The sequence below is a fragment of the Haloplanus litoreus genome, from assembly GCF_045690335.1.
GTDB classification, from domain to species: Archaea; Halobacteriota; Halobacteria; order Halobacteriales; family Haloferacaceae; genus Haloplanus; species Haloplanus litoreus.
This window is the reverse complement of sequence record NZ_CP147874.1, coordinates 1,076,512-1,097,937: the sequence shown is the minus strand read 5'-3', so window position 1 is coordinate 1,097,937 and position 21,426 is coordinate 1,076,512. Positions and strand designations below refer to the sequence as shown.

Annotated in this window: 20 protein-coding genes and 3 pseudogenes; 12 read left to right on the top strand and 11 right to left on the bottom strand. The window is 66.2% G+C overall.

Annotated features, from left to right (window positions below; all coding sequences use genetic code 11):
* The first annotated feature begins 146 nt into the window (after positions 1 to 146).
* Positions 147 to 1,289: an aromatic ring-hydroxylating oxygenase subunit alpha gene (locus V8686_RS05935; RefSeq protein WP_379703034.1), complete on the top strand. Its 1,143-nt coding sequence runs from the start codon at positions 147 to 149 to the stop codon at positions 1,287 to 1,289.
* On the top strand, positions 1,289 to 1,636 hold the full coding sequence (locus V8686_RS05930; protein WP_379703033.1) for a hypothetical protein: 348 nt from the start codon (positions 1,289 to 1,291) through the stop codon (positions 1,634 to 1,636). Before V8686_RS05935 ends, V8686_RS05930 begins: the two co-directional genes overlap by 1 nt.
* Positions 1,637 to 1,910: 274 nt before the next feature.
* On the opposite strand, the gene V8686_RS05925 is transcribed toward V8686_RS05930, so the two are convergent.
* A complete protein-coding gene (locus tag V8686_RS05925; RefSeq protein WP_379703032.1) occupies positions 1,911 to 2,204 on the bottom strand; it encodes a HalOD1 output domain-containing protein in 294 nt (97 codons plus the stop codon).
* 147 nt (positions 2,205 to 2,351) lie between these two features.
* Positions 2,352 to 2,999: a helix-turn-helix domain-containing protein gene (locus tag V8686_RS05920; protein ID WP_379703031.1), complete on the bottom strand. Its 648-nt coding sequence runs from the start codon at positions 2,997 to 2,999 to the stop codon at positions 2,352 to 2,354.
* 428 nt (positions 3,000 to 3,427) lie between these two features.
* Between V8686_RS05920 and V8686_RS05915 the strand changes: the two genes are divergently transcribed.
* Complete coding sequence (locus V8686_RS05915; protein WP_379703029.1) at positions 3,428 to 4,501, top strand: sodium:calcium antiporter; 1,074 nt, start codon at positions 3,428 to 3,430, stop codon at positions 4,499 to 4,501.
* Positions 4,502 to 4,555: 54 nt separating this feature from the next.
* Here the strand turns inward: V8686_RS05915 and V8686_RS05910 are convergent, their stop codons facing one another.
* Positions 4,556 to 5,809: a sodium:calcium antiporter gene (locus V8686_RS05910; RefSeq protein WP_379703028.1), complete on the bottom strand. Its 1,254-nt coding sequence runs from the start codon at positions 5,807 to 5,809 to the stop codon at positions 4,556 to 4,558.
* 98 nt (positions 5,810 to 5,907) lie between these two features.
* Positions 5,908 to 6,198 carry an ArsR/SmtB family transcription factor gene (locus V8686_RS05905; protein WP_379703027.1) on the bottom strand — a complete coding sequence of 97 codons (291 nt, stop codon included), beginning with the start codon at positions 6,196 to 6,198 and terminating at the stop codon, positions 5,908 to 5,910.
* Positions 6,199 to 6,254: 56 nt separating this feature from the next.
* Between V8686_RS05905 and V8686_RS05900 the strand changes: the two genes are divergently transcribed.
* Genes V8686_RS05900 through V8686_RS05890 form a run of 3 tightly spaced genes read left to right on the top strand, consistent with a single transcriptional unit; the run spans position 6,255 to position 8,491 of the window.
* A complete protein-coding gene (locus V8686_RS05900) occupies positions 6,255 to 6,584 on the top strand; it encodes an amphi-Trp domain-containing protein (RefSeq protein WP_379703026.1) in 330 nt (109 codons plus the stop codon).
* A gap of 9 nt (positions 6,585 to 6,593) precedes the next feature.
* The gene (locus tag V8686_RS05895; protein ID WP_379703025.1) at positions 6,594 to 7,688 is read left to right on the top strand and encodes an ABC transporter substrate-binding protein; all 1,095 of its coding nucleotides are present in this window, start codon (positions 6,594 to 6,596) and stop codon (positions 7,686 to 7,688) included.
* Positions 7,688 to 8,491 carry an ABC transporter permease gene (locus V8686_RS05890; protein ID WP_379703024.1) on the top strand — a complete coding sequence of 268 codons (804 nt, stop codon included), beginning with the start codon at positions 7,688 to 7,690 and terminating at the stop codon, positions 8,489 to 8,491. The genes V8686_RS05895 and V8686_RS05890 overlap by 1 nt, the downstream gene beginning before the upstream one ends.
* Here the strand turns inward: V8686_RS05890 and V8686_RS05885 are convergent.
* The 3 genes from V8686_RS05885 to V8686_RS05875 are packed head-to-tail and all read right to left on the bottom strand — an operon-like array spanning position 8,488 to position 11,286.
* Complete coding sequence (locus V8686_RS05885) at positions 8,488 to 9,249, bottom strand: ABC transporter permease (protein WP_379703023.1); 762 nt, start codon at positions 9,247 to 9,249, stop codon at positions 8,488 to 8,490. The two genes, V8686_RS05890 and V8686_RS05885, sit on opposite strands and share 4 nt — an antisense overlap.
* Positions 9,246 to 10,022: an ABC transporter ATP-binding protein gene (locus V8686_RS05880; protein ID WP_379703022.1), complete on the bottom strand. Its 777-nt coding sequence runs from the start codon at positions 10,020 to 10,022 to the stop codon at positions 9,246 to 9,248. The genes V8686_RS05885 and V8686_RS05880 overlap by 4 nt, the downstream gene beginning before the upstream one ends.
* 16 nt (positions 10,023 to 10,038) lie before the next feature.
* On the bottom strand, positions 10,039 to 11,286 hold the full coding sequence (locus V8686_RS05875; protein ID WP_379703021.1) for an ABC transporter substrate-binding protein: 1,248 nt from the start codon (positions 11,284 to 11,286) through the stop codon (positions 10,039 to 10,041).
* A 144-nt stretch (positions 11,287 to 11,430) separates the two neighbouring features.
* On the opposite strand from V8686_RS05875, the gene V8686_RS05870 reads away from it, so the two are divergent.
* The 5 genes and pseudogenes from V8686_RS05870 (at position 11,431) to V8686_RS05850 (ending at position 16,364) form a co-directional block, all read left to right on the top strand.
* Complete coding sequence (locus V8686_RS05870; RefSeq protein WP_379703020.1) at positions 11,431 to 12,066, top strand: plastocyanin/azurin family copper-binding protein; 636 nt, start codon at positions 11,431 to 11,433, stop codon at positions 12,064 to 12,066.
* Positions 12,067 to 12,163: 97 nt separating this feature from the next.
* The gene (locus V8686_RS05865) at positions 12,164 to 13,060 is read left to right on the top strand and encodes a hypothetical protein (RefSeq protein WP_379703019.1); all 897 of its coding nucleotides are present in this window, start codon (positions 12,164 to 12,166) and stop codon (positions 13,058 to 13,060) included.
* Between the two features lie 3 nt (positions 13,061 to 13,063).
* Positions 13,064 to 14,787, top strand: a pseudogene (locus V8686_RS05860) (outer membrane protein assembly factor BamB family protein).
* A 118-nt stretch (positions 14,788 to 14,905) separates the two neighbouring features.
* Positions 14,906 to 15,544, top strand: a complete 639-nt coding sequence (locus V8686_RS05855) for a PGF-CTERM sorting domain-containing protein (protein ID WP_379703018.1) — start codon at positions 14,906 to 14,908, stop codon at positions 15,542 to 15,544.
* Between the two features lie 49 nt (positions 15,545 to 15,593).
* Positions 15,594 to 16,364 carry a hypothetical protein gene (locus V8686_RS05850; RefSeq protein ID WP_379703017.1) on the top strand — a complete coding sequence of 257 codons (771 nt, stop codon included), beginning with the start codon at positions 15,594 to 15,596 and terminating at the stop codon, positions 16,362 to 16,364.
* Positions 16,365 to 16,464: 100 nt separating this feature from the next.
* Here the strand turns inward: V8686_RS05850 and fdhF are convergent.
* Positions 16,465 to 18,595, bottom strand: a pseudogene (fdhF, locus tag V8686_RS05845) (formate dehydrogenase subunit alpha).
* A 142-nt stretch (positions 18,596 to 18,737) separates the two neighbouring features.
* Here fdhF and V8686_RS05840 point away from each other — a divergent pair.
* Positions 18,738 to 19,325: a hypothetical protein gene (locus tag V8686_RS05840; protein ID WP_379703016.1), complete on the top strand. Its 588-nt coding sequence runs from the start codon at positions 18,738 to 18,740 to the stop codon at positions 19,323 to 19,325.
* Here the strand turns inward: V8686_RS05840 and V8686_RS05835 are convergent.
* From V8686_RS05835 to V8686_RS05825, 3 genes and pseudogenes are all read right to left on the bottom strand, one after another.
* Positions 19,322 to 20,288, bottom strand: a pseudogene (locus tag V8686_RS05835) (ABC transporter substrate-binding protein). The gene V8686_RS05840 and the pseudogene V8686_RS05835 overlap by 4 nt on opposite strands.
* Complete coding sequence (locus V8686_RS05830; RefSeq protein WP_379703015.1) at positions 20,285 to 21,277, bottom strand: ABC transporter substrate-binding protein; 993 nt, start codon at positions 21,275 to 21,277, stop codon at positions 20,285 to 20,287. The pseudogene V8686_RS05835 and the gene V8686_RS05830 overlap by 4 nt, the downstream one beginning before the upstream one ends.
* On the bottom strand, positions 21,274 to 21,396 hold the full coding sequence (locus V8686_RS05825) for a hypothetical protein (RefSeq protein WP_379703014.1): 123 nt from the start codon (positions 21,394 to 21,396) through the stop codon (positions 21,274 to 21,276). The genes V8686_RS05830 and V8686_RS05825 overlap by 4 nt, the downstream gene beginning before the upstream one ends.
* Positions 21,397 to 21,426 lie beyond the last annotated feature (30 nt).

Here is a 21,426-nt window from a genome sequence, read left to right as displayed (position 1 = left end):
TGACGAAACAGCCAGTAAATGTCGGTTTTTTCACCGCGTTGTTCAAAGTATCGGTCGTGTCGGCTGTGGAACAGCAACCGCTGACTTAAGCACCACACGTGAGACAGGTCAGGGACTTTGATCCCGGGCCGTCGACGTGGTTGTACATGACACGGTGGAACGATGGCGTCGAGGACGTGAGCGCCGTGAGCCCCGACATCACCGACGAGACGAACGCCCTGCCGGCGAAGTACTTCACCGATCCCGACGTCTGGGAGATGGAGAAGGAGAAAGTCTTCTCGCGCTACTGGATCTACGCCGGTCACGAGAACTGTATCCCGGACGCGGGGGATTACTTCACCCGGACCGTCGGGGACAAACAGGTGATCGTCGCACGTGACGAGGACGGCGAGGTGCGCGCGTTCTACAACGTCTGTGCGCACCGTGGGTCGAAGATGGTCGAGGAGACGCCGATGACCGATCCCGGAACCATGGGGCGGATTCAGTGTCCGTACCACCTCTGGACCTACGATCTCGACGGCGAGTTGCGGAGTACCCCCCGGAGCTTCGAGGAGGCGAGTCTCAATCCGGACCTGGACGACGACGACGTGTCGGGACTCGATCCGGACGAGAACGGCTTGCTCGAAGTCACCACCGACGATATCGGCCCGCTGGTCTTCCTCAACTTCGCCGACGACCCGCCGCTCACCCTCGCCGAACAGGCCGGAAAGCTGAAGACGCGACTGGAGTCGCTGCCCCTGGCGGAGTACGAACACGCCCGTCGGTACGTCTCCGAAGTGGAGTGCAACTGGAAGACGTTCGGCGGTAACTACTCCGAGTGCGACCACTGTCAGGCGAACCACCAGGACTGGATCACGGGCATCCAGCTCGACGAGTCGGAACTGGAGGTCAACGACTACCACTGGGTGCTCCACTACACCCACGAGGAGGACGTGGAGGACGAACTGCGCATCCACGAGGAACACGAAGCGCAGTTCCACTACTTCTGGCCCAACTTCACCGTCAACATGTACGGCACCGCGGACGGCTACGGCACGTACATCATCGACCCCATCGACGAAGGGCGGTTCCAGTTGATCGCGGACTACTACTTCGCGGAGTCGGAACTCAGCGAGGCGGAAGAGGAGTTCGTCCGAACCAGCCGCCAACTCCAAGAGGAGGATTTCGAACTGGTCGAGCGCCAGTACGCGGGCCTCCAGTCCGGGGCACTCGGCCAGGGCCAACTCGGTCCGAACGAGCATACGCTCCACCGGTTCCACCGGCTCGCACAGGAGGCGTACAACGCGTAATGACTCGCGACACCGACCCCTTCGTCGCGTGCTGTCCCGACTGCGCGGAGCGGACGGCGACCGACGATCCGAACGACGTGGTGCGCTTTTTCCGCCGGCACCACGCGGTCACCGGCCACGACGTGGAGTGGGAACGGCCCCCGCCACTTCCGGAGCACCTCCCGGCCGAGGCCGACCTGGACGCCGCCGTCGACGCCGTCGCCGACCCCGACGCACCCCTGGGAACCGTCACCGCAGCGACGAGTGAGTGGGGCTGGACCGTCGGCGAGACGCTCGAAGCGGTCCACGATCGACGGCTGACCGGCGCGCTCTGGGAACCCCGCGACGACCACGTGGCCGTGGTCTGATCCCACCGGTCGCGAAGAAGTACCATATCCCATACTAGTCAATATTTCAGAGAAGTTCTACGAAGAACGGCAAACTGCAGTATCGCCACGGAGACACGACTCAAAAACAGCCGGAATTTCGTTTTACAACTGAAATATACTACATATATATTCGAATATAGTACGTATTTGTGTCTCTAGGCGTCTCCGAGTGGCCGTGTGGCCCGCGAACGCATCCCGAACGATATCGTATCAATAGAAAGAATAATAGGCCATTATATTTGTATGTAGACACTCACGAGTCGCCCGTCTCGCGCAGGAAGACGGTGCCGGTGCTGCGGACGACGACGACGTAGCCACCGTAGGAGAAGGTGAGGCAGCCGGCGGACGGTGTCTCGGCGCCGTCGGTGTCCCAGAGGTCGTCGAGGGCGGCCACGTTGATCCGGGAGTCGAGCGGCGGCAGGTCGGCGGGATCGGTGTCGGCGAGTGCGGCGACGGCGTCGACGAGGGTGGAACTCAACCGCTCGTCCCCCTCCACGTCGTGGTGGACGTGATGAATCTCGTCGAGGTCCGTGGTAGCAGTGCCCATGATCGAGGGTGTGCGTACAGTCCGTTGGCTCTACGGGTGTCTCACCTGAGACGTTTATATCCGTAGCCGTGGACCACGTCTCCCGGACGGGCCGTCGGCGACCGGGCAGTGATCCGCCGCACCGCCGGACTGCGCTGGCCGCGGCGCTCACTCGTCTTCGATCAGCGTCCGTGCGATGAGTCGGGAGGTTCCCCGGCGGATCCGGCCGCCGACGGCGGTCGGGGAGATATCCAGATCGTCGGCCAGTTCCTGGAGCGACGTGCCGCGAGGTTCCTCGAAGTAGCCCGCCTCGTAGGCGGTCACCAGCGTCTCACGCTGGGCGTCGGTGAGTCCGACGCCGTCGTCGACGGAGAACTCGTCGAGGCTGTAGATGTGATCGATGTCGAACTCGATGCCCTCCTGGTCGCAGTACTCCCAGAGCGTGCCGAGGGTCCGGCGGTCGGGGAGTTGCATCCGCACCGACCAGCCGGTTGCGGTGCTCTCCGCTTCGAGCATGAGCCCCCCCATCTGGGTGGTGGTCGGGGAGATGAGTTTCGTGCCCGGCGTGTGGCGGAGTCGGTAGATGCGCGTCGACGACGCCTCGGCGACCAGCATCGACTCCTCGACGGTGTGGTCGCTGTCGAGGGTCGCCTCGAAGGTGGGAAAGGAGTCGGATTCGACGAGAAAGAAGAACATCCCCGTCTCGGGGTCGGTCGCGGTGTGTGAGACCACCTGAATCGACGCGTCCACCGAGCGGATGGTCGGCGTGAGCGCCAGATCCGGATGGTCGAGTTCGACGACGGCGATGAGACTCATCCCACCACCCCGGACCGCGGAGTCGTGGCCGCGTGGACGGCAATCGACCGCCTCCCGGTGCCGGCGCACCCGTTCATATCCACTCTCGCGAGACGGACCGACTTTACCGTTTGGGAGTCGTCCACGGCGGGACTTCCGACACCGGTGACGGGGTACGGAGCCGCGCGATCCGTCGCCGCGTGGACCCGGATTCGGCGGGGACGCCGCCCCGATGACTGCCACTAGTAGCGACGTCGACGAGGCGGCGGCACTCGTCGCGGTCAGCGCGAACGCCGTCCTGCCGGACGTCAACGAGACACCCCGGGTCGCCGTGCTCAAGTTCGGGAGACACCTCGACGGGGGATGCCATCCCCGTCGACGGCGGGACGGGGCGTCGAACCTGTGGGATGGGATTTATGTAGCGGTGGGCGCATCCCCCGTCAACCCTCATGGTACTCGGACTGTCGGGCGAACTGGTGTCGGTCGCGTTGTTCCTGATCGGCGTCGTCGTCGTCATCGTCAGCGTCGAGGCGTTCATCGAGGCCGTCGCGGAGGGGGCGCTCGCCCTCGGCGTCTCCGGGTTCTTCCTGACCGTCGTCCTCGCGGGGACGGACCTCGAGAACGTGATCCTCGGCATCGCGGCGGCGTACGACCAGTTACCCGACCTGGCACTCGGCACCGTCTTCGGCGAGGCGCTCTTCATCCTCGGGGCGGCCGTCGGCATCGCCGGCGTGCTGGTTCCCTTCGAGACGGACGTCCCCCGAAACTACCTCGGCATCACCCTGCTCGCCCCGTTCCTCTTTTTCGGCCTCGCCCTCGACGGTACCCTCTCCCGGTTCGACGGCGTCGTCCTCACCGCGACGTTCCTCCCCTACCTCGCCATCATCTACACGCTCGAACGCTACACGGACACCCGCTACCTCTCGGCCGAGGAAGTCGAGATCATGGAGGAGGAACACGAGACCACGGCCGAAAGCGGTGACGAGGGAGGGGAGGAGGGCGGGGAGTGGTTCGACCTAGACGTGGATCTGGACCTCGACGTCGACGAACTCGTCGAGGAGCGCGTCCCCGAGAAGTACGAGGGACCGGCGTTTCTCGGTGTCGCCGTCGTCGCCATCGTCGGCATGACCGTCGGCTCCGAACTCGCCGTCGAGGGGGCGAAGGCGCTCCTGACGCTCCTCGGCGTGACCGGTCTCGCCTTCGGCGCGACGGTGATGAGCTTCATCGCGTCGCTCGAGGAGCTGTTCCTGACGGTCGAACCCGTCCGGCAGGGGCACCCTCACATCGGCGTCGGCAACGTCGTCGGGAGTATGCTGTTTTTCGTCAGCGCCAACGCCGGGCTGATCGCGATGGTCCATCCCCTGAACACGTCTGGGACCGTCGTCACCGTCCACTGGCCCTTCTTTTTCGGGACACTCCTCGTCGTCGCCGTTGCCTTCTACCGCGGGAAAGTGGGCCGGCCGACGGGCGTGATCCTGCTCACCGCGTACGCCGCGTACTGGGTGGCGAACTACGTGGTGTGACCGAGCGGTCGCTCACCGACGGATCGGCGTCAAAAAAGCGTCGACGAACCCGCCTTACTCCCCGATCGGCACGCCGCTGAACACGACGAGCGCGATGACCCAGTAGGCGACGTAGAGGCCGCCGAGCAGGTAGCCGTGCCAGCGCTTCATCTCCCCCTCGTAGAAGAAGTAGGCCGCCAGCGCGGTCACGATGATCATGGCCGGGAGGTGGAACGTGAGCACGGACGACGAGATGTCCACCTCGCTGAGGAACATGATGACGCCGATGTTGCCGGTCACGGAGAACAGCACGCTTCCGATGACGTTGCCGACGCCGATCTCGGGGAAGCCACGGCGGACCGGTTCGATGGTGAGCATGATGTCCTCGAACGTGAGGATCAGTGTGAGGAACGTCGCCCCGAAGACGGTCTCCTCGATACCGAACCCTTCGATCACGACTTCGGACCCGCCTTCGAGCAACATTGCAGCGAAGACGATACCCGCGAGCGCGAGGATGGAGAGGCCGATCCAGACGATGCCGGAGTTGGCGAGGTCACCGAGGAGACGGTCTTCGGGAATCTCCTCGACCGAGTTGGGGCGTGCCATCCCACCGTCGGTTCGCAGATCCTCGAGTTCCTGTCCGAGTTCGGTGTTTCGGAAGACCGGGATGTCGCGCTGCCGTTCGCGGACGATGAAGTACGCGAACGCGAACACGAAGAAGGCGGTCAGGACGACGCCGTGGACGAACGTCAGCGTCCCGAGCAGGACGAACGGGACGAGGATGAGCGGCGCGAGTCCGAAGATGACGATGTAGTCCGTCGGCAAGTCGACCGGGAACGGTTTGATGATCGCGGCCACCGCGAGCGTAATACCGATGATCGCCAGGCCGGTGCCGAGTGCCGTCCCGAGTGCGGCCTCTTCCAGCCCGCCGCTGGAGAGAACCAGCGCGAGGATCGTGTCGTCGAACTCGAAGCCGGTGAAGATGATCGCGAGCGCGAACAGCGACATCTTCATGTTGAGCGACGCACGGGCGAGGTAGCTGATGAGTTTCTCCGTACACGCCGTCAGGAGGAGGATACCGCCGAGAAGGACGATCACCGCGCCGATGGTTCCCTGCGCCTCGATGAAGCCCTCGATGGCACCCTCGATCCCGCCTTCTTCCTCTTCACCCGCTTCGCCTTCCTCGCCCCCTTCGCCCGCGTCCTGTGCGACGACCGTCCCGGCCGGGCCGTCGACCCCGAGATCCTGAGCGACCGCGGACGCGGCCGGAGAGGCGACGAGCAGCGACAGTAACAACACGATACCGACGACCATCCGCGTTCGTACCATGCCCCGTCGCTAGCAGTCGACTGTTATGTATGTTAGTACGCGAGTAGTAACGTCCATTGAATTATTATACATACAGCTGGGAGCGTGGCGTCCGGGAGCTACCGGGACCGCTCGGCCTCGTCGACGTCGTCGGCGTGCAGGAGAAACATGGGGTCCGGTTCGGGTGAGGCGCGGAGTTCGATGCGCTTGGTCAGTCGGTAGTACTTGCGTCGGCTGGTTCGGTAGCTCTCGACGATGCCCTCGTCCTCGAGCGTCGAGAGGTGGTGGACGGCCGTCTTGCCGTCCATCCCCACGCGGTCGGCGAGTTCGGAGACGTACCGTGGCTCCGTAGCCAGTTCGCGGATGATCTGCAGTCGCGCCTTGCTCCCGAGAACGTCGAACAGAGACATCTGTCGTCCGACCTTGGGACGCACACTATTTTACCTCTCTCCTCTTACAGCACCCCATGGCCGATTTGCCGGACGCGAACGACGGCCCACGAACCGTCACCGACGGCTACTTCGAACGGGAGGTTCGACTCTCCCGGGAGTCGACGGCGGCGTTTCTCCGTGACCTCGCCGACCAGATCGAATCGGAACCCCGCCTCACCATCTCGACCGACGAGTGGAAGATTCCCTTCGAGTTCGACGAACCGATCGAGGTCGAAGTGGAGTTCGTGGGCGAGACCCACCGCCAGCTGAACTCGAACTGGAGTTCGAGTGGTCGCCGCCGGAGGACAAGATCGGAGTTAGTTAATAAATATTTCACCGGAATTTTTATCTTGTGCGTGTCCTGATAGCCGCGTATGCAATCCACACCGACGAGACGGTCGTTTCTCGTCGCGGCGGGTGCGGCGGGTGCGACGGGGCTGTCGGGGTGTCTCGGCGGGACGGACGACGCCGGGGCCGGCGGGGAGGCGACGCCGACGGGCACCGCCACGGGGACACCGATTCCGGGGGAGTCGTCGCTACTTCTCAACTGGAAGCCGAGCGGTCTCCACGTGCCCTACTTCACCGCGAAGGCCAAGGGCTTCTACGAGGAGGAGGGATTGACGCTCGACACCATCGAGACGGGCGAGGGGTCGACCTTCTCCGCGAAGCAGACCGGTCTGGGCAACGTCGAGTTCGCGGTCACCAGCAGCGACCAGGTGCTGAACATCAACAGTCGGGACCTCTCGCCGCAGTCGGTTGGGGTCGTCATGCAGAAGAGTCCGGCCGTGGTGTTCTCGACCCGGGAGACGTTCGGCGGAGAGCTGACCGACGTCGAACAGCTCGCGGGCAAGACGGTCGGTACCGGTCCGGGGATGGTCCGGAGGCTCACGGCCCTGCTCTTGGAGGAGGCGGGCGTCCGCGAGGACGTCGAGATGGTCGATACGGGCTACGACACGGTCCAGCAGCTCCTGTCGGGCAAAATCGACGCCGCTGGCGGCGTCTTCGGCGACGCCATCAGCGCCGAAGCGCAGGATTACACCGTCGACAGCGTCCCCGTCGCGAACGCGATACCCTCCTACGGGCACGTGATCGCCACGAACCGGGACTGGGCCGAATCGAACCCCGAGGCGGTCCGGGCCTTCCTCCGGGCGACCGCTCGGGGGGCCGCGTGGGCACACCAGCGCCCGGACGAGGCGACGGACCTGCTGATCGAGGCGAACGGCGTCCTCGCCGAATCGCGCGCGCAGCAACGACGGAAGTGGGAGACGATGGCCGCGGAGTTCATGCTGAGCGACGCCGTCAGGGAACACGGCTGGGGGTGGAGCACGGCCGAACCGTGGAGCGTCGTCCACGACGCCCTCGCGGACGCCGACGCCCTCGGCGACGACGTCGACCCGAACGCGGTCTGGACGAACGACTACCTCGACACCGACTCGGAGTACGTGGGTTCCTACGCCGACGTGATCTGATGGCCACATCCGACCGACGACTCACGACCATCGGGACGCCGACGGCGAGCGGCGGTGCCGTGCGGTCGGCGCTCGCACACGTCTGGCCACCGACGGCGGTGTTCGTCGTCGTCGTCGGCTGCTGGCAGTGGTTCGTAACCGCGACGGGCGTGCCGGCCGTGGTCCTGCCTGCCCCCGCGGACGTGGCGACGGCCGTTCTCGCGACCCGCGACACGCTACTCGGGGCGGCGAGCGTCACGGCGACGACGGCGGCGCTCGGTCTGGTCGGCGGCGTCGTGGTCGGTCTCACGCTCGCCTTCGCCATGGTCGGATCGCGGGCGGCGGCGGCGGTACTTCACCCCTACCTGATCGCGCTTCGCATCGCGCCGCTGATCGCCATCGCCCCCCTCGTCTTCCTCTGGATCGGTGACGGCGTCCTCTCTCGTGCGGCCCTCGTCACCACCATGACCGTCTTCCCCGTCGCCATCGCGTCGGTCGACGGCCTTCGGTCGGTTCCCCGGGAGTACACCGACCTCGCCCGGTCGGTCCGGGCACCACCCGTCCGAACGTTCCTCCGAGTGCGGGTACCCGCGGCCGCACCGAGCGTCTTCGCCGGCGTGAAACTCGCGGCGGCGCTCGCCGTCGTCGGCACCGTCGTCGCGGAGTTTCTCACCCTCCAGTCCGGCCTCGGCTACCAACTCTTCCACACCGCCGAGTTCCTGCAGACGAGTGCCACCTTCGCCTCGCTCGGTGTCCTCACGCTCCTCGGCCTCGGGTTCTACCTCGTGCCCGCGGCGGTCGAGCGGCGACTGGACTGGGGCTAATCTCCCTGCCACGTGACCGCCCGGTAACAGAGCGTCACGCCGCCGTAGAGGAGTAGACCGATGGGGAGCAACACTGCAAGCGCCGCGAGCATCACGTCCACCTGCACGTTCTCGGAGGCGACGAGGATCAGCGAGCCGAGGCCGTCGTTCGAGAGGATCCACTCGGCGACGACGGCGCCGACGACGGCGAGGGTGACGGACTGCTTCAGGCCGGCGAACACGTCCGGGAGGGCGTGGGGCAGGCGGACCGCGAGGAACGTCCGCACGGGGTCGGCGTCGACGGAGCGGAGCAAGTCGAGGTGGGACTCGGGCGTGCGGGAGAGCCCGGCCGTCGTCCCGACGACGACGGGGAAGAACACGACGAGAGCGACGAAGAGGACGGCCGTGCCGAAGCCGACGCCGAAGTAGATGAGGAAGACGGGCGCGACGGCGATTTTCGGGAGGACGCGCATCGCGACGAGGTAGGGATAGATCGCTCGCTTGAGGACGGGGACGGTGGCGACGAGCAGCGCGATGGCGAAGCCGGCGGCCACCCCGACGACGCCACCGACGAGCACCTTCCGGAGCGTCTCGGTAGCGTGGGACAGGTAGAGTTCGGGACTGCCGGCGAGGCGACCGGCGACGTCGGTCGGCGCGGGGAGGAGAAAGGGTGGCACGGCGACGGCGACGGTGACGGCCCACCAGCCGACGACGGCGGCGACGAGGCCCGCGACCGGCAGGGTGACGTCCGGGAACGGGACGCGTTCGGCGACGCTCATGCGTCGTCGTGGAGCGCCCGACGAACCCGGGCGACCTGCGCGCCGAAGGCCTCGGAGCCGAACACCGACTCGTCTCGGGGGCGCGGAAGGTCGACTTCGAACTCGGCGACGATCCGACCGGGTGCGTCGTCGCCATCCGTCGGATCGGCGGGATCGGCGGCACCCGAGACGACGACACAGCGGTCGCCGAGGAACACCGCCTCGGGGACGCTGTGGGTGACGAACACGACGGTCTTGCGGTTCTCGCGCCAGAGACGGAGGATCTCGACGCTCATCTCGTCCCGCGTAATCTCGTCGAGTTCGCCGAACGGTTCGTCCATGAGCAACACGTCGGCGCCGAGGTGGATGGCCCGGGCGATGGCGACCCGCTGTTTCATGCCGCCGGAGAGTTCACCGGGGCGAGCGTCCTCGAACCCGTCCAGTCCGGTCGTCGCCAGCAGGTCGCGAGCCCCCTCCGGATCGGGGTCCTTGCCCGCCATCCGCCGAAGGAAGGTGACGTTCTCGATGGCCGACTTCCAGGGGAGGAGGGTGTGTTCCTGGAAGACGAACCCGAGGCGGGCGTCCGCCTGGGCGACTTCGGGCGGGTCACCGTCGACGGTTACCTCGCCAGTCGTTGGCACTTCCAGTCCGCCGATGGTCCGCAGGAGCGTGGTCTTGCCACAGCCCGAGGGACCGAGGACCGTGACGAACTCGCCGTCCGCGACGTCGAGGGACACGTCGGCGAGGGCGCGCAGATCGCCGTAGGAAACCGACAGGTTCTCCACCGAGATCATAGTGCGTCCGCCTGTTTCAGGGCGATCCGGAGGCGTTGCCACGTCTCGGCGGAGTGCCATCCCCAACCGTTCTTCTCGACGTCGTCGCTCCCGGCGAAGCGGTCGAGGGCCTGTTCGAGTTTGCGGCGTTCCACCGCGGCAGACTCGTCGCTACGGTCACCCAGGTCGGCCACCGCCGCCGCGGGGTCGAGTCGGGCGGCGGTCCACCCGGCCATCGCCCCCTCGAGGAACCCCGGAGTGCGTGGGGGCGGTCCCGGAGCGTCTCACGGCGGACGACGAAGGCGGGGCCGGGGACCGGGAAGTGGTCGGCCACGAGCACGGAGTCCACGTCGTGCCCGTCGGTTTCCAGTTCCAGGGGGTCGGTGAAGACGCCGGTCGCCACGTCGGCGTCGCCGTCGAGCAACGCCGCCCGCTCCTCCCCGTCGGCACGGACGATTGTCACGTCGTCGACGACGCCGGCCTGTGACAGGAACAGGCGGCCGAGCGCACCGGTTTCGGAGCCGTCGGGCATGGCGACCCGGCGCCCCCGAACGTCCTCGACGCTCCGGAGTGGCCCGCCGAACGTCTCCCGCGTGGTGTAGAGGACGACCATCGCTCGCTGGTAGTACAGGGCGAGCGGAATCACGTCGTGGCCGTCCGCGTTCGCGCGGAGGAACGTCGCCGCGCCGGTGAGTCCCACGTCGACGTCGCCGTCGGCGACGGCCGACAGGGCGGCATGGGACCCACGACGCCCGGAGAGGGTCACGTCGACGCCGCGGTCGGCGTACGCCCCCGCGAACAGGGGGGCGTGGAGACCGTTCGGCTCCCAGTTCAGCCCCACGTCGACCACTCCCGCGTCCCGGTCCGGGGCGGGAGTGCCGACGTCCACGTCGACGTCGTTCCCGAGGGTCGCGGCGACCGACGCGGCCCGATCCAGCAGCGCCGCGGAGTGGAGGGCGCGCACCCGGGCGAGCGTCTCGTCGTGGCCGGCGTCGGCGCGCCATCCCTTCGGGGGGCGCCCCGGCGCTTCGCTCTCGACGGTCGTTTCGGTGATCAGCTCACGGTCCGTGAGCGTAGAGAGCACGTCGGAGACGCGGCCGCGGCCCAGGTCGACGCCGACGCGGACGGCCAACCGCGACGCGGCCTCGCCGGAGAACCGGTCGGAGTCCTCCCGGCCGACCAGGTAGGCGAGGACGCGTGCCGCCTCGCGGTCGAGTCCCGCGGCGAACGCCTCGACCACTCGTTCGTCCTCGTCGCCGAGGACCGGAAACTCTCGAACTCGCACGGTCGACCCTTGGCACCGAGCCATATATAAACTGCAGGCGAGCGAGCGCGATGGTGTTTCGTATCCCACACGTTCGGCCGTATGCGTGGGAGTCCCTGCCGCGACTTCATTAGGTTTATTAGATGCAAACCGAAGTTCGAGCCGATGGTCTCAAAGCAGCCGAAGGAGTTCCTGTCGCGGCGAAAATTCGCAGCCACGTTCAGCAGTGTCGTCCTCGCCGGGCTAGCGGGGTGTTCCGGTGGAAACAGCGGCGACGGCGGCGACGGCGGCGACGGCGGGGGCGAGGCGACGGCGACGGCCACCTCGACGCCGGAGCCGACGGCCACGGCGACGGCGACGGCCACCTCGACGCCGGCCGGCGAGGCGGACGCGACCATCGCCGTCGGGCCGGGCGGGAGCCTGCAGTTCGAACCGGACAACACCGCCGTCTCTCAGGGTGACACCGTCGAGTTCGTCTTCGAATCCGGCGGCCACAACGTGTCGGGCCACCCCGACGCACACTCCGCAGTCTCGCTGCCCGAGGGGGCGGAGCCGTTCGCGAGTTACGACATCTCCGGCGACGACATCAACCACGTCTCGCTCAACGAGGCCGGTACCACCTATCGGCACACCTTCGAAACGACGGGTGAGTACACGCGTCTGCGTGCCGCACGCGGCGTCGGGCATGATCGGCACGATCGTCGTCCGATAGCCCGAACAAATTCGGCAACGGCGGGTAGACGCCGCCATTCTATCGCCAGCGGATGTTTGCGCTATAGACACATACTCAATCATATTTAATTTACGTTTTCAATTGTGAAATATATCACAAAGTTAAATATAGACAATTCCTACGCTACTTACGGAGTGGTATGGCATGTCGCAATATGTAAACGGAATGCCCCAGATCGACCAGGAGGATCGCCGACAGTTCCTCAAGGTCGTCGGGTTGACCGGCGCAGTGGCAGCAGGTAGTGAGTTCACCCTGAGCGACCTCAGGGGAGAAGTAGAAGGGGAAACGGCGGGGGAACTCGCCGCGATGGGCGAGGCCATCAGCGAAGACCTGACCGGGGAACTGGACGCAGGTCTGCTGAGTAGCGAACTCGCCGCCCTGGAAGAACAGATCGCTCAGCTCGAGGAACTCCGTGCGATGGGGGTCCCGGCTGAGGACAGTACAGCGTATCAGGAACTCGCCGAGCCCGGTTGGGCGATCCACGAGCATCTCGTCGAAGTCGGCTTCTTCGAGAGCGCCGAGGAGCACCTGCCGGAGTTCACGCCCGAGCACATCGGTGCGACGGCTCGCGAGCTCATCAACACGGCACCGCTCGCGTCCGCGCTTCTCGAGATCGGGTACACCGAGGCGGAGCTGACCTCGACGATGGTCAACGTCGTCAACAACAAAGAACGCCTGGCCATGTGGGTGCCGACGAAGAACATCCCGGCCGGCGTCGAAGGGTTCGACCCAGCGAACGTGGCCCCGCTCCAGCAGCGAGCGGCGGCCGGCACGCTCCTGTGGACGGACTATCTCGACACGTACCTCTGGCAGAACGAGGTACTCCTGACGGACACCATCCTCGACAACAACTACGGGGACCTCAAGCAGATGTACGCCGGACTGCATCTGCTCGCCAACGCCGCCGAAGATCTCGCCGGCGCCGGCGAACTCAGCGACGCACAGCTGACCGCCGCGCTGTCGGCTGGAGCGGCGATGATGATCGTCGGACAGGAAGATCTGACGAACGACGTGATGCGCATCACGGACGAAATGCGCGCCCCGCGCACGGGAGGTGCGTAACGCATGGCTAGCATTCACGAACACGACAAAGCGGTACAGGCGGCACAGAACATCGAGATGGTGGAGGTCGAGGACGGCTACACGCTGACCAATCTCCCCGACGAGTCGATCACGCAGCAGTTCGACATCGACCAGATCCCGGAGAAAGACGTCACGCAGGAGATGCGGGAGGCCTCCGCGAAGGAGGACCCGACGTCCTGGCTGATGTACGGCGGCGGCTATCAACAGCAGCGCCACACGACCGCCGACGTCATCACGCCAGAGAACGTCGAGGACCTCGAACTCGAGTATCTGGTCCAGAGCGGCGTCGCCTCCAGCATGGAGGGCGTGCCGATCGTCGTGCCCGGCGACCCGCCGGTCATGTACCAGACGAACGGGCCGAACCACGCGAAAGCGATCAACGCCCGCACCGGCGAGACGCTCTGGAGTTACACGTACGCGAACCCGCAGGGGCTGCTTCTCTGCTGTGACGCGAACAACCGGGGCTTCGCCGTCCACGGCGACAAGGTCTACATGACCACCCTCGACTCCGGCGTCGTGGCGCTCAACCGCTACACCGGCGAAGAGGAGTGGTACACCTCGACCGGTGACCACGAGATCGGCTACTCCGCCACGTGGGCCCCTATCGTCCACGAGGGCAAGGTCATCACCGGCTCCGCCGGTGGCGAGTACGGGGTCAGCGGCTTCGTCGCTGCCCTCAACCCCGACGACGGCAGCGAGATCTGGCGCACGAACACGACGCCCGCCGAGGAGTGGGCCGGCGACTCCCACGAGCACGGTGCCGGTACCGTGTGGATGACGCCGACGCTCGACCCCGAGAGCGGCATGATCCACGCTCCGGTCGGCAACCCCGGTCCGGACTTCGACGGCACGGTCCGTCCTGGTCCGAACCGCTACACCATCGGGACGCTCACCCTCAGCGCCGACGACGGCTCCGTCCAGTGGCACTACGGCGAGTCGCCCCACGACGTGTGGGACTACGACTCCTCGGCGCCCAAGATCCGTGTCAACGACATGGAGATGGGCGACGGGACGCGCGACGTCGTCATCAGCCCCGGCAAGACGGCCTGGGTCTACACGATGGACGCCGGGAACGGCCGCCTGCTCGAGCGTTCTCAGGAGACGACCCAGCACATCAACATGTGGAAGATGGTCCCGCACGCCGACGAGGACCGTCGGGTCGCCTTCGTCCCCGGTGCGCACGGTGGGAACGACTGGCAGCCCCGTCCTACAACCCCGAGACGGGGCTGGTGTACATGAACCAGAACAACGCGCCACACGAGATCTTCTGGCAAGAGGCGCAGTACGAAGCCGGTCAGACCTACTGGGGCGGCGGCCTCAACGACTGGCCCGACGTCGACGCGCCGGACAACTGGAACGGCAACCTCAGTGCCATCGTGGCCGTCGATCCGGTCTCCGGCGAGCGCGTCTGGCGCGACTGGATCTCCTCCGACCAGACCAGCGACTACCTCTGGGGCGGTTCGATCACGACCGCGACTGGCCTCACCTTCACGGGTACCCAGAACGGCAACATCGTCGCCTACGACGGCGAGAACGGTGACCGTCTCTGGCAGTTCCAGCTCGGTGCGCCGATCTGCTCGTCGCTCTCGAGCTGGTACGACCCCGGCGAGGGCAAACAGTACGTCGCGGTTCAGGTCGGCGGCTCCGGCTGGCTCCACGGCGGTCGCCGTGGCAGCACCGTCGCCGTCTTCGGCCTCAGCGAGTAGAGTCCCGCCACGATCCCGTTTTTTCACGGTGCGATGACAGCGTATTTAGATACTGTGAGAGTGAAACTCAGGGATAATATCCCGTAATTTTATTTGATGTGGGATACACGGATCGGACATGGCGACGCGAAGAACGTTCCTGATCGGTGCTGCAGCAACGACAGCTGGACTGGCTGGGGCCGTCGGATCGGCGACAGCGCAGGTAGACACGACCTTCGAACTCGAACTGACCGAGGACGGCTTCGTCGGTCGTGCGCCCTCCAGCATCGCGGGGACGACCAATCCGACGCTCGAGGTCGAGGCTGGAACCCGCTACGCAATCGAGTGGACCAACAGCTACAACCCCGAGAGCGAGGGGCTGCCAGCGCGTCACAACCTCGTCGTCACGACCGACGACGGCGTCGTGCGCCGCGGCGAGTACGTCTTCGAGACGGGACAGACGCGGACCATTCAGTTCCAGGCACCCGCCAACCTGGCGGAGTACTTCTGTGAGGAACACATGGGCGAAGGCGGCGAGTTCAACGTCTCCGGCGGCGCGACGGCGACGGCGACGGCGACGCCCACCGAAACCTCCGACGGTGGCGACGGCGGCGACGGCGGCGACGGCGGCGACGGCGGCGACGGTGGCGACGGTGGCGACGGCGGCGACGGCGGCGACGAGACGAGCGGCGGCGGCCCCGGCTTCGGCGTCGGCGCGGCCGTGACCGCCATCGGTGCCGGCGCCTACGGCGCACTGCGGCGCAACAGCGACGAGTAGTCGGCTTCGCACACAGCTTTTTTCGAGGTGTACACCCTACCGGACAGCGATGCGTAACGAACTCACCGCCGTCGGCGACCGTCTGCGCCGTCCGGAGTACACGGGCGAGAATCGCTGTCTCCCGTGTACCGTCGTGAACGTCTGTCTCACGCTCGTCGCCGCCGCCGTCGCCACGTTCGTGTTCACGCCACTCGGCGGACTGGTCGTCCTCGTCGGCGGCCTTGGTGCCATCTACTTCCGCGGCTACCTCGTACCCGGAACGCCGACGCTCACGGTGCGGTACTTCCCACCGTGGCTCTTAGAACGGTTCGGGAAGGAACTCGAGTTGCGTGAGACGCTACGGCCGGTCGAGGGGGTGGCCGTCCGGGCGACACCCGAGGGTGGGCGTCTGATCGACGGCTTCGCGTCGGCGTGGGACGACCGGATCGCGTCGATGCGAACCGACGGGGTGAGCGACGACGACGTCGCGGCGCTACTGGGCGTCGACGAGGCGTCGAGCGTCCCCGGCGACGTGGCCTACGTCGTCGACGGCGGCCTGCGACAGTGGCTCTCGGAGTCCGCGCTACTGGCCGACGTCGCGGCCGCGTCGGTGCTCGAGGAGCGAGGCCGGGAGCCGTGGACGTCGCTCGACGCCGACGAACGGGAAGCGACGCTTCGGGACCTCCGAAAGTATCTCGGCTCCTGTCCGCTCTGTGGCGGGTCCCTCGACGATCAGGAGACAGAGACGGTCGAAACCTGCTGTACCGAGTCCGAACGGGTACTGATGGCGACGTGTGAGGACTGCAACGTCCGCCTGATCGAAGACCTGAACGAGCGATAAAAAACCGCGTGGCGCCGTTGTACGGATCGTCGCAAGCCAGTACTGGCGACTCACCGACACGCGACGGCGACCGGTCGGGAAACGGTTACAACGCTCCGTATTAGTCGTCCGCCGGCGCGTCGGTGGAGTCGGCGTCCGCCTCGACCGTGACCTCTATCTCGGCGGCAGCAGCCTTGTACTCCGGAATCTTCGCGCGCTCGTCGAGAACGTCGTTGGTCAGCCGGTTCCCCGCGGAGTCGGCGAAGTGTGGCGTCGTCCAGACGGTGCCCTCCTTGATGTCCTCGGTGACGCGAGCCTGGACCTCGATCTCGCCGCGACGGGACTTGAGCGTCACGTAGTCGCCGTCCTCGACGCCGTACGTTTCGGCGTCGTTCGGGTGGACGTCGACGAAGTTCTCGGGTTCGACACGGTTGAGCGTCTCGGACCGCCGGCTCATCGTCCCCGTGTTGTAGTGTTCGATGATGCGGCCCGTAGTGAGGATGAGCGGGTACTCCTCGTCGGGCGTCTCCTTCGGCGGCTGGTGGCGGACGCCCTCGATCTGTCCGTAGCCGCTCTCGGTGGTGAAACCGTCCGCGTAGAGGTACGGATCGCCCTCGTCGCCGGGTTCGAGGCAGGGCCAGTGGATACCCTCCTCGCCGAGGCGGTCGTAGGTCATCCCGTGGAAGATGGGCGCGACCTGGCGGAGTTCCTCGAACACTTCCTCGGGACCCTCGAAGTCGAAGGACCCGTCGTCGAAGAGCCGCTGACCCACGTCACAGAGGATGTCGAGGTCGTGTTTCGTGTTCGGGTGGACTTTGTCGACGCCGCGCATCCGCTGGGTGCGGCGGTCGGTGTTGACGACGGTCCCGTCGCGCTCCGCCCACGAGGTCGCGGGCAGGATCACGTCGGCGTACTCCGCCGTCTCGGTCTCGTAGATGTCCTGAACCACCATGAAGTCGAGTTCTTCGAGACGCTTCTCGACCTGGTTGGTGTCGGGTTCGCTCATCACGGGGTTTTCGCCCATGATGTAGAGCCCGTGGATCGTGTCACCGATCTCGTGAGACATCTCGACGTTCGTCAGACCGGGTTCGGATGGAATCTCGAAGTCCCAGACCTCCTCGACGTCCGCACGAATTTCGGGGTCGTCGACCTGTCGGTAGCCGGGGAGAACGTTCGGCATCGCACCGACGTCGGAGGCGCCCTGGACGTTGTTCTGGCCGCGCAGCGGGTTGACACCCGTTCCCGGTCGGCCGAGATTGCCCGTGATCAGGGCGAGGTTGATCTCGTTTTGCACGTTGTCGACGCCACAGGTGTGCTGGCTCATCCCCATGCCGGTGAAGATGGCCGCGTTGTTCGCCATCGCGTACTTCTCGGCGGCGAGTTCGATGTCCTCGAGGGGACGCCACACTCCTCGGCGGCGGCTTCCTTGTCGAAGTCCTCGAGAGTCTCCTTCAGATCGTCGACGCCCTGTGTGCGCTCCGCGATGAACTCCTCGTCGAGCCAGTCGTTCTCCAGAATCGTCTTGATGACGACGTTCAGCAGGGGGATGTCGGTGCCCGGCTCCAGCTGGAGGTGCATGTGACGGTCGGTCTCGTCGATGTCGAACGACCGCGTCGTCTTGTTCGCGTGCGGGTCGACCTGAATGACGGTCGCTCCTCCAAGACGGCCTGGCGGAAGTACTGGCTGTTGGCGATGGGGTGCTGTTCCCCGGGGTTGGCGCCCTGAATCCAGAAGACGTCCGCCGCCTCCTCCAAGTCCTCCATGCTGTTGGTCATCGCACCCGCGCCGAGGCTGTTGCGCAGCGCGTACACCGTCGAGGAGTGGCACATCCGCGTACAGGTGTCGACGCTGTTGGTTCCGTAGCGGCGGGCGAGCTTCTGGATGAGGTAGTTCTCCTCGTTCATGGCCTTCGAACAGCCGTAAAAGCCCATGCCCTGTGCGCTGTGCTCGTCGTGGATGCGCTCCATCTCGTCGACGATCAGGTCGTAGGCCTCGTCCCAAGAGGCTTCACGGAGTTCGCCGTCGTCGTCGCGGATGAGCGGCTCGGTCAGTCGGTCCTCGTGGTTGACGGACTGCGTCGCCGCGCCGCCTTTGATGCAGATGCTCCCCTCGTTGACCGGCGCGTCGCCCCACGGACGGAAGGTGACTTCGCCCTCGTCGTCCTGTGCGATCTGGATCCCACAGCCCACCCCGCAGTACGGGCAGATCGTCTTGGTCGGCCCGTCCGATTCGTCGCTTGATTCTGATGACATTGTGTGTAAAAATCAGGACGGTCGAACATCAATGTTGTCATCGAGTACCGTGCGAAAACCGCTCAGTCGGCACTTCGAGTCGGTACACGTAGATATTTGGGAAAACGGAAACGTTCACCCGTCGCGGCGAGTACGGACCCGTATGAGCGACCGAGACGGACCGACCGTCGACGAAGACGTCGCCCCCCTCACGCAGGCGACCGTCGACGAGTTGGCCGACGAGTACGGACGCGAAGAACCGTTCGACCTGGTCGAACGGGAGCACACCGAGACGCTACCCCGGGCGTTCGCCGCCGGGGAGTACGGACGACGCGACGCCGAGTGGGTCGTGCAGTGGTACTACCGCCGCCGGTCGATTCCGGACGCTGAGCGACGGCGCGCCGAGGAACGCTTCCTCGACAACGACTACGAGGAGATGGTCGACGCCATCACCGGCGCGGCGGCGGCAACGGATCGGGAGGGTAAACTTCGAGCGTTAACGCGGTTAACTGGCGTCGACATCGCCGTCGCGTCGGCGTTTCTGGCCTTTACCCACCCCGAGGAGTACGTCGCCGTCGGGGGCCGGGAGTGGCGCGCCCTGCGTGCCGCCGGCGAACTGGCCGAACCGTACCCGGCGTCGCTCACGGCCGCCGCGTACGGGCGGTATCTCGACGCGGTGACGGCCGTCGCGAGGCGGGTCGACCGCGACCTCTGGACCGTCTACCGCGCACTGTGGCGGATCGGGGCCTAGCGGCCGATCCGCTCCGCGTAGTCGGCGATCACCGGCTCCGTGTCGTCGACGTACTCGTTCGTCCAGGCCGCCTCGGGATCGACCGGCGATTCGAGCAGGTCGGTCTCGGCGAGCATCTCGGCCAGGTTCTTCCATCGCCCCGCGTCGAAGTGCCCCCAGCCGGACTCGCGGACGAACTCGGTGAACTGGAGGTCCTCGGCTGACGCGAGGAACTTCATGTGTTCGACCTCGCGGTTGTGTTCGAGCTGTGCGTTCCGGTCGATCAGGGCGTCGACGGCCCGGTCGGGGTCGTTCGTCGCCAGTTCCCAGCCACGGGCGGTCGCCCGGAGGAACGATCGGATCGTGTCGGGGTTGTCCGCGGCGAACTCGGGATTCGTGACGACCGTCATCCCGTAGACGTCGAGATAGTCGCCGATGAGAAGCTCGTCGGCCGTGCGGTCGTACTCGCGTTCGAGTTCCTTGCCGTTGGTGACGACGCCCACCGCGGCGTCGACGTCGCCGTCGAGCAACTGGTGTTCGACGCGGTGGTGTGTGTGCTTCTGGACGTCGTTGACCGTCACCTCGTCACGGATGCCCCGGTCTTCGAGCAGTTGCAAGGTGAGGATGCGGGTCTTGGTCGCCGAGGGACCGACGGTCCGACCCCGAAGCTGTTCGGGGTCGGTGAACGGTTCGCCGAACACGTCCCGGAGGCTGTAGATGGTCGCCGGCGTCTTCTGACTGACCGCGGCGACTGCCAGCGGTTCGAGGCCACGGCTTCGGACCGAGAGGACGGCGCTCCCCGGCGAGGCCGAGGTCGCTCCGGCCCTTCGCGGTCTGTTCGGCGGCGAACGGCGAGCCGTGCCCCTCGACGAACTCCACGTCGAGGCCCTCGTCCGCGTAGAACCCCTCGCGACGCGCGAGGAAGTACGGTGCCTGAAAGCCGTTCGGTTCCCAGTTCAGCTGAAAGGTGACTGTCTCGGTCATGGATCGGTCTCGAAGGTTCCCTCGGGGATTTCCTCGACGCCCAGTGCCTCCGCGCCGGCGACGGACTTGAGGTGATCGAACAGCCGGTACATCCCGTCGACGCTCTCCGCGTCCCAGTCTCGGACGACCATGTCACGCCAGCCGTCCCGCACCGCGCGCATCACGTCGGGGTCGTCGTACGTCATGAGTTTCTCGCTGATCTCCGCCCAGAGGTCGTCGTCCGCGACGAGGCGGTCGACCGCGTCGCGGTAGGCGTCGGCGAAGGCCCGCACCGTCTCGGTCTGCTCGTCCAGGTACTCGCCGCTGGTGAGGAAGGCCGCGATGGGGAGTTTGTTGTCGGTCTCCGAGAGCCGCTGGACCAGTTCGGAGACGGGCAGGACGTTCTCGTAGGGACCGGTCTCCGTGATTTCGGGGATGATCTGCCAGAACTGGAAGCCTGCGTCGACCTCACCCGCTTCGATCATCCGCGTGAGTTCCACTTTCGAGCCGGCCTCGACGGGCGTCGCCGTCTCGTCGGGGTCGAAGTCGTGGAACTCCCGGCAGGCCGCCCGCGTCAGGATCCAGTTCTTGTCGAGACGACGCACCACGCCGATGCGCTTGCCCGAGAGGTCCGCCAGTCCCTCGATGTCCGTCTCCTCGGGCGCGACCAAGCCGCCCACGGTCCGCCCGTAGGGGTGAAAGGCGACGATGTCCGCGCCCTCGGCGCGTTCGCGGGCGATGGAGATGTAGTCGATGTCGATGAGGTCGGCGTGGCCCTCCTGTAGTTGGGCCTCGACCGTCTCGATACCGTCTTCGAGGGCGTCAGAGACGAGTTCGACGTCGAGGTGGAAGCCGTGGTCCCGGTCGAACCCGAACCGCTTGATCGTGTAGAGCAGGTAGCGCGGACTTCCGTTGTGTTCGAACCGTGCCCGCATGGTCGGCAGGGCGCCCGGATCGTCGTGATACTCGTCGAGGGCGGCTTGCTGGGCGTCGATATGGCTCCGGTTCATCGGTCACCCGGTGTCGAAGCGGCTGTCCGGAGCGACGACTCGAAAACGGCCTCGGCACGCGTGGCGTCGCCGTCGGGGCGCCCCCGATGGCCCGCCGCGATGCGCTCGTCAGTCGGCATACCGCAGGGTACGACTGAACCCTGATAAAA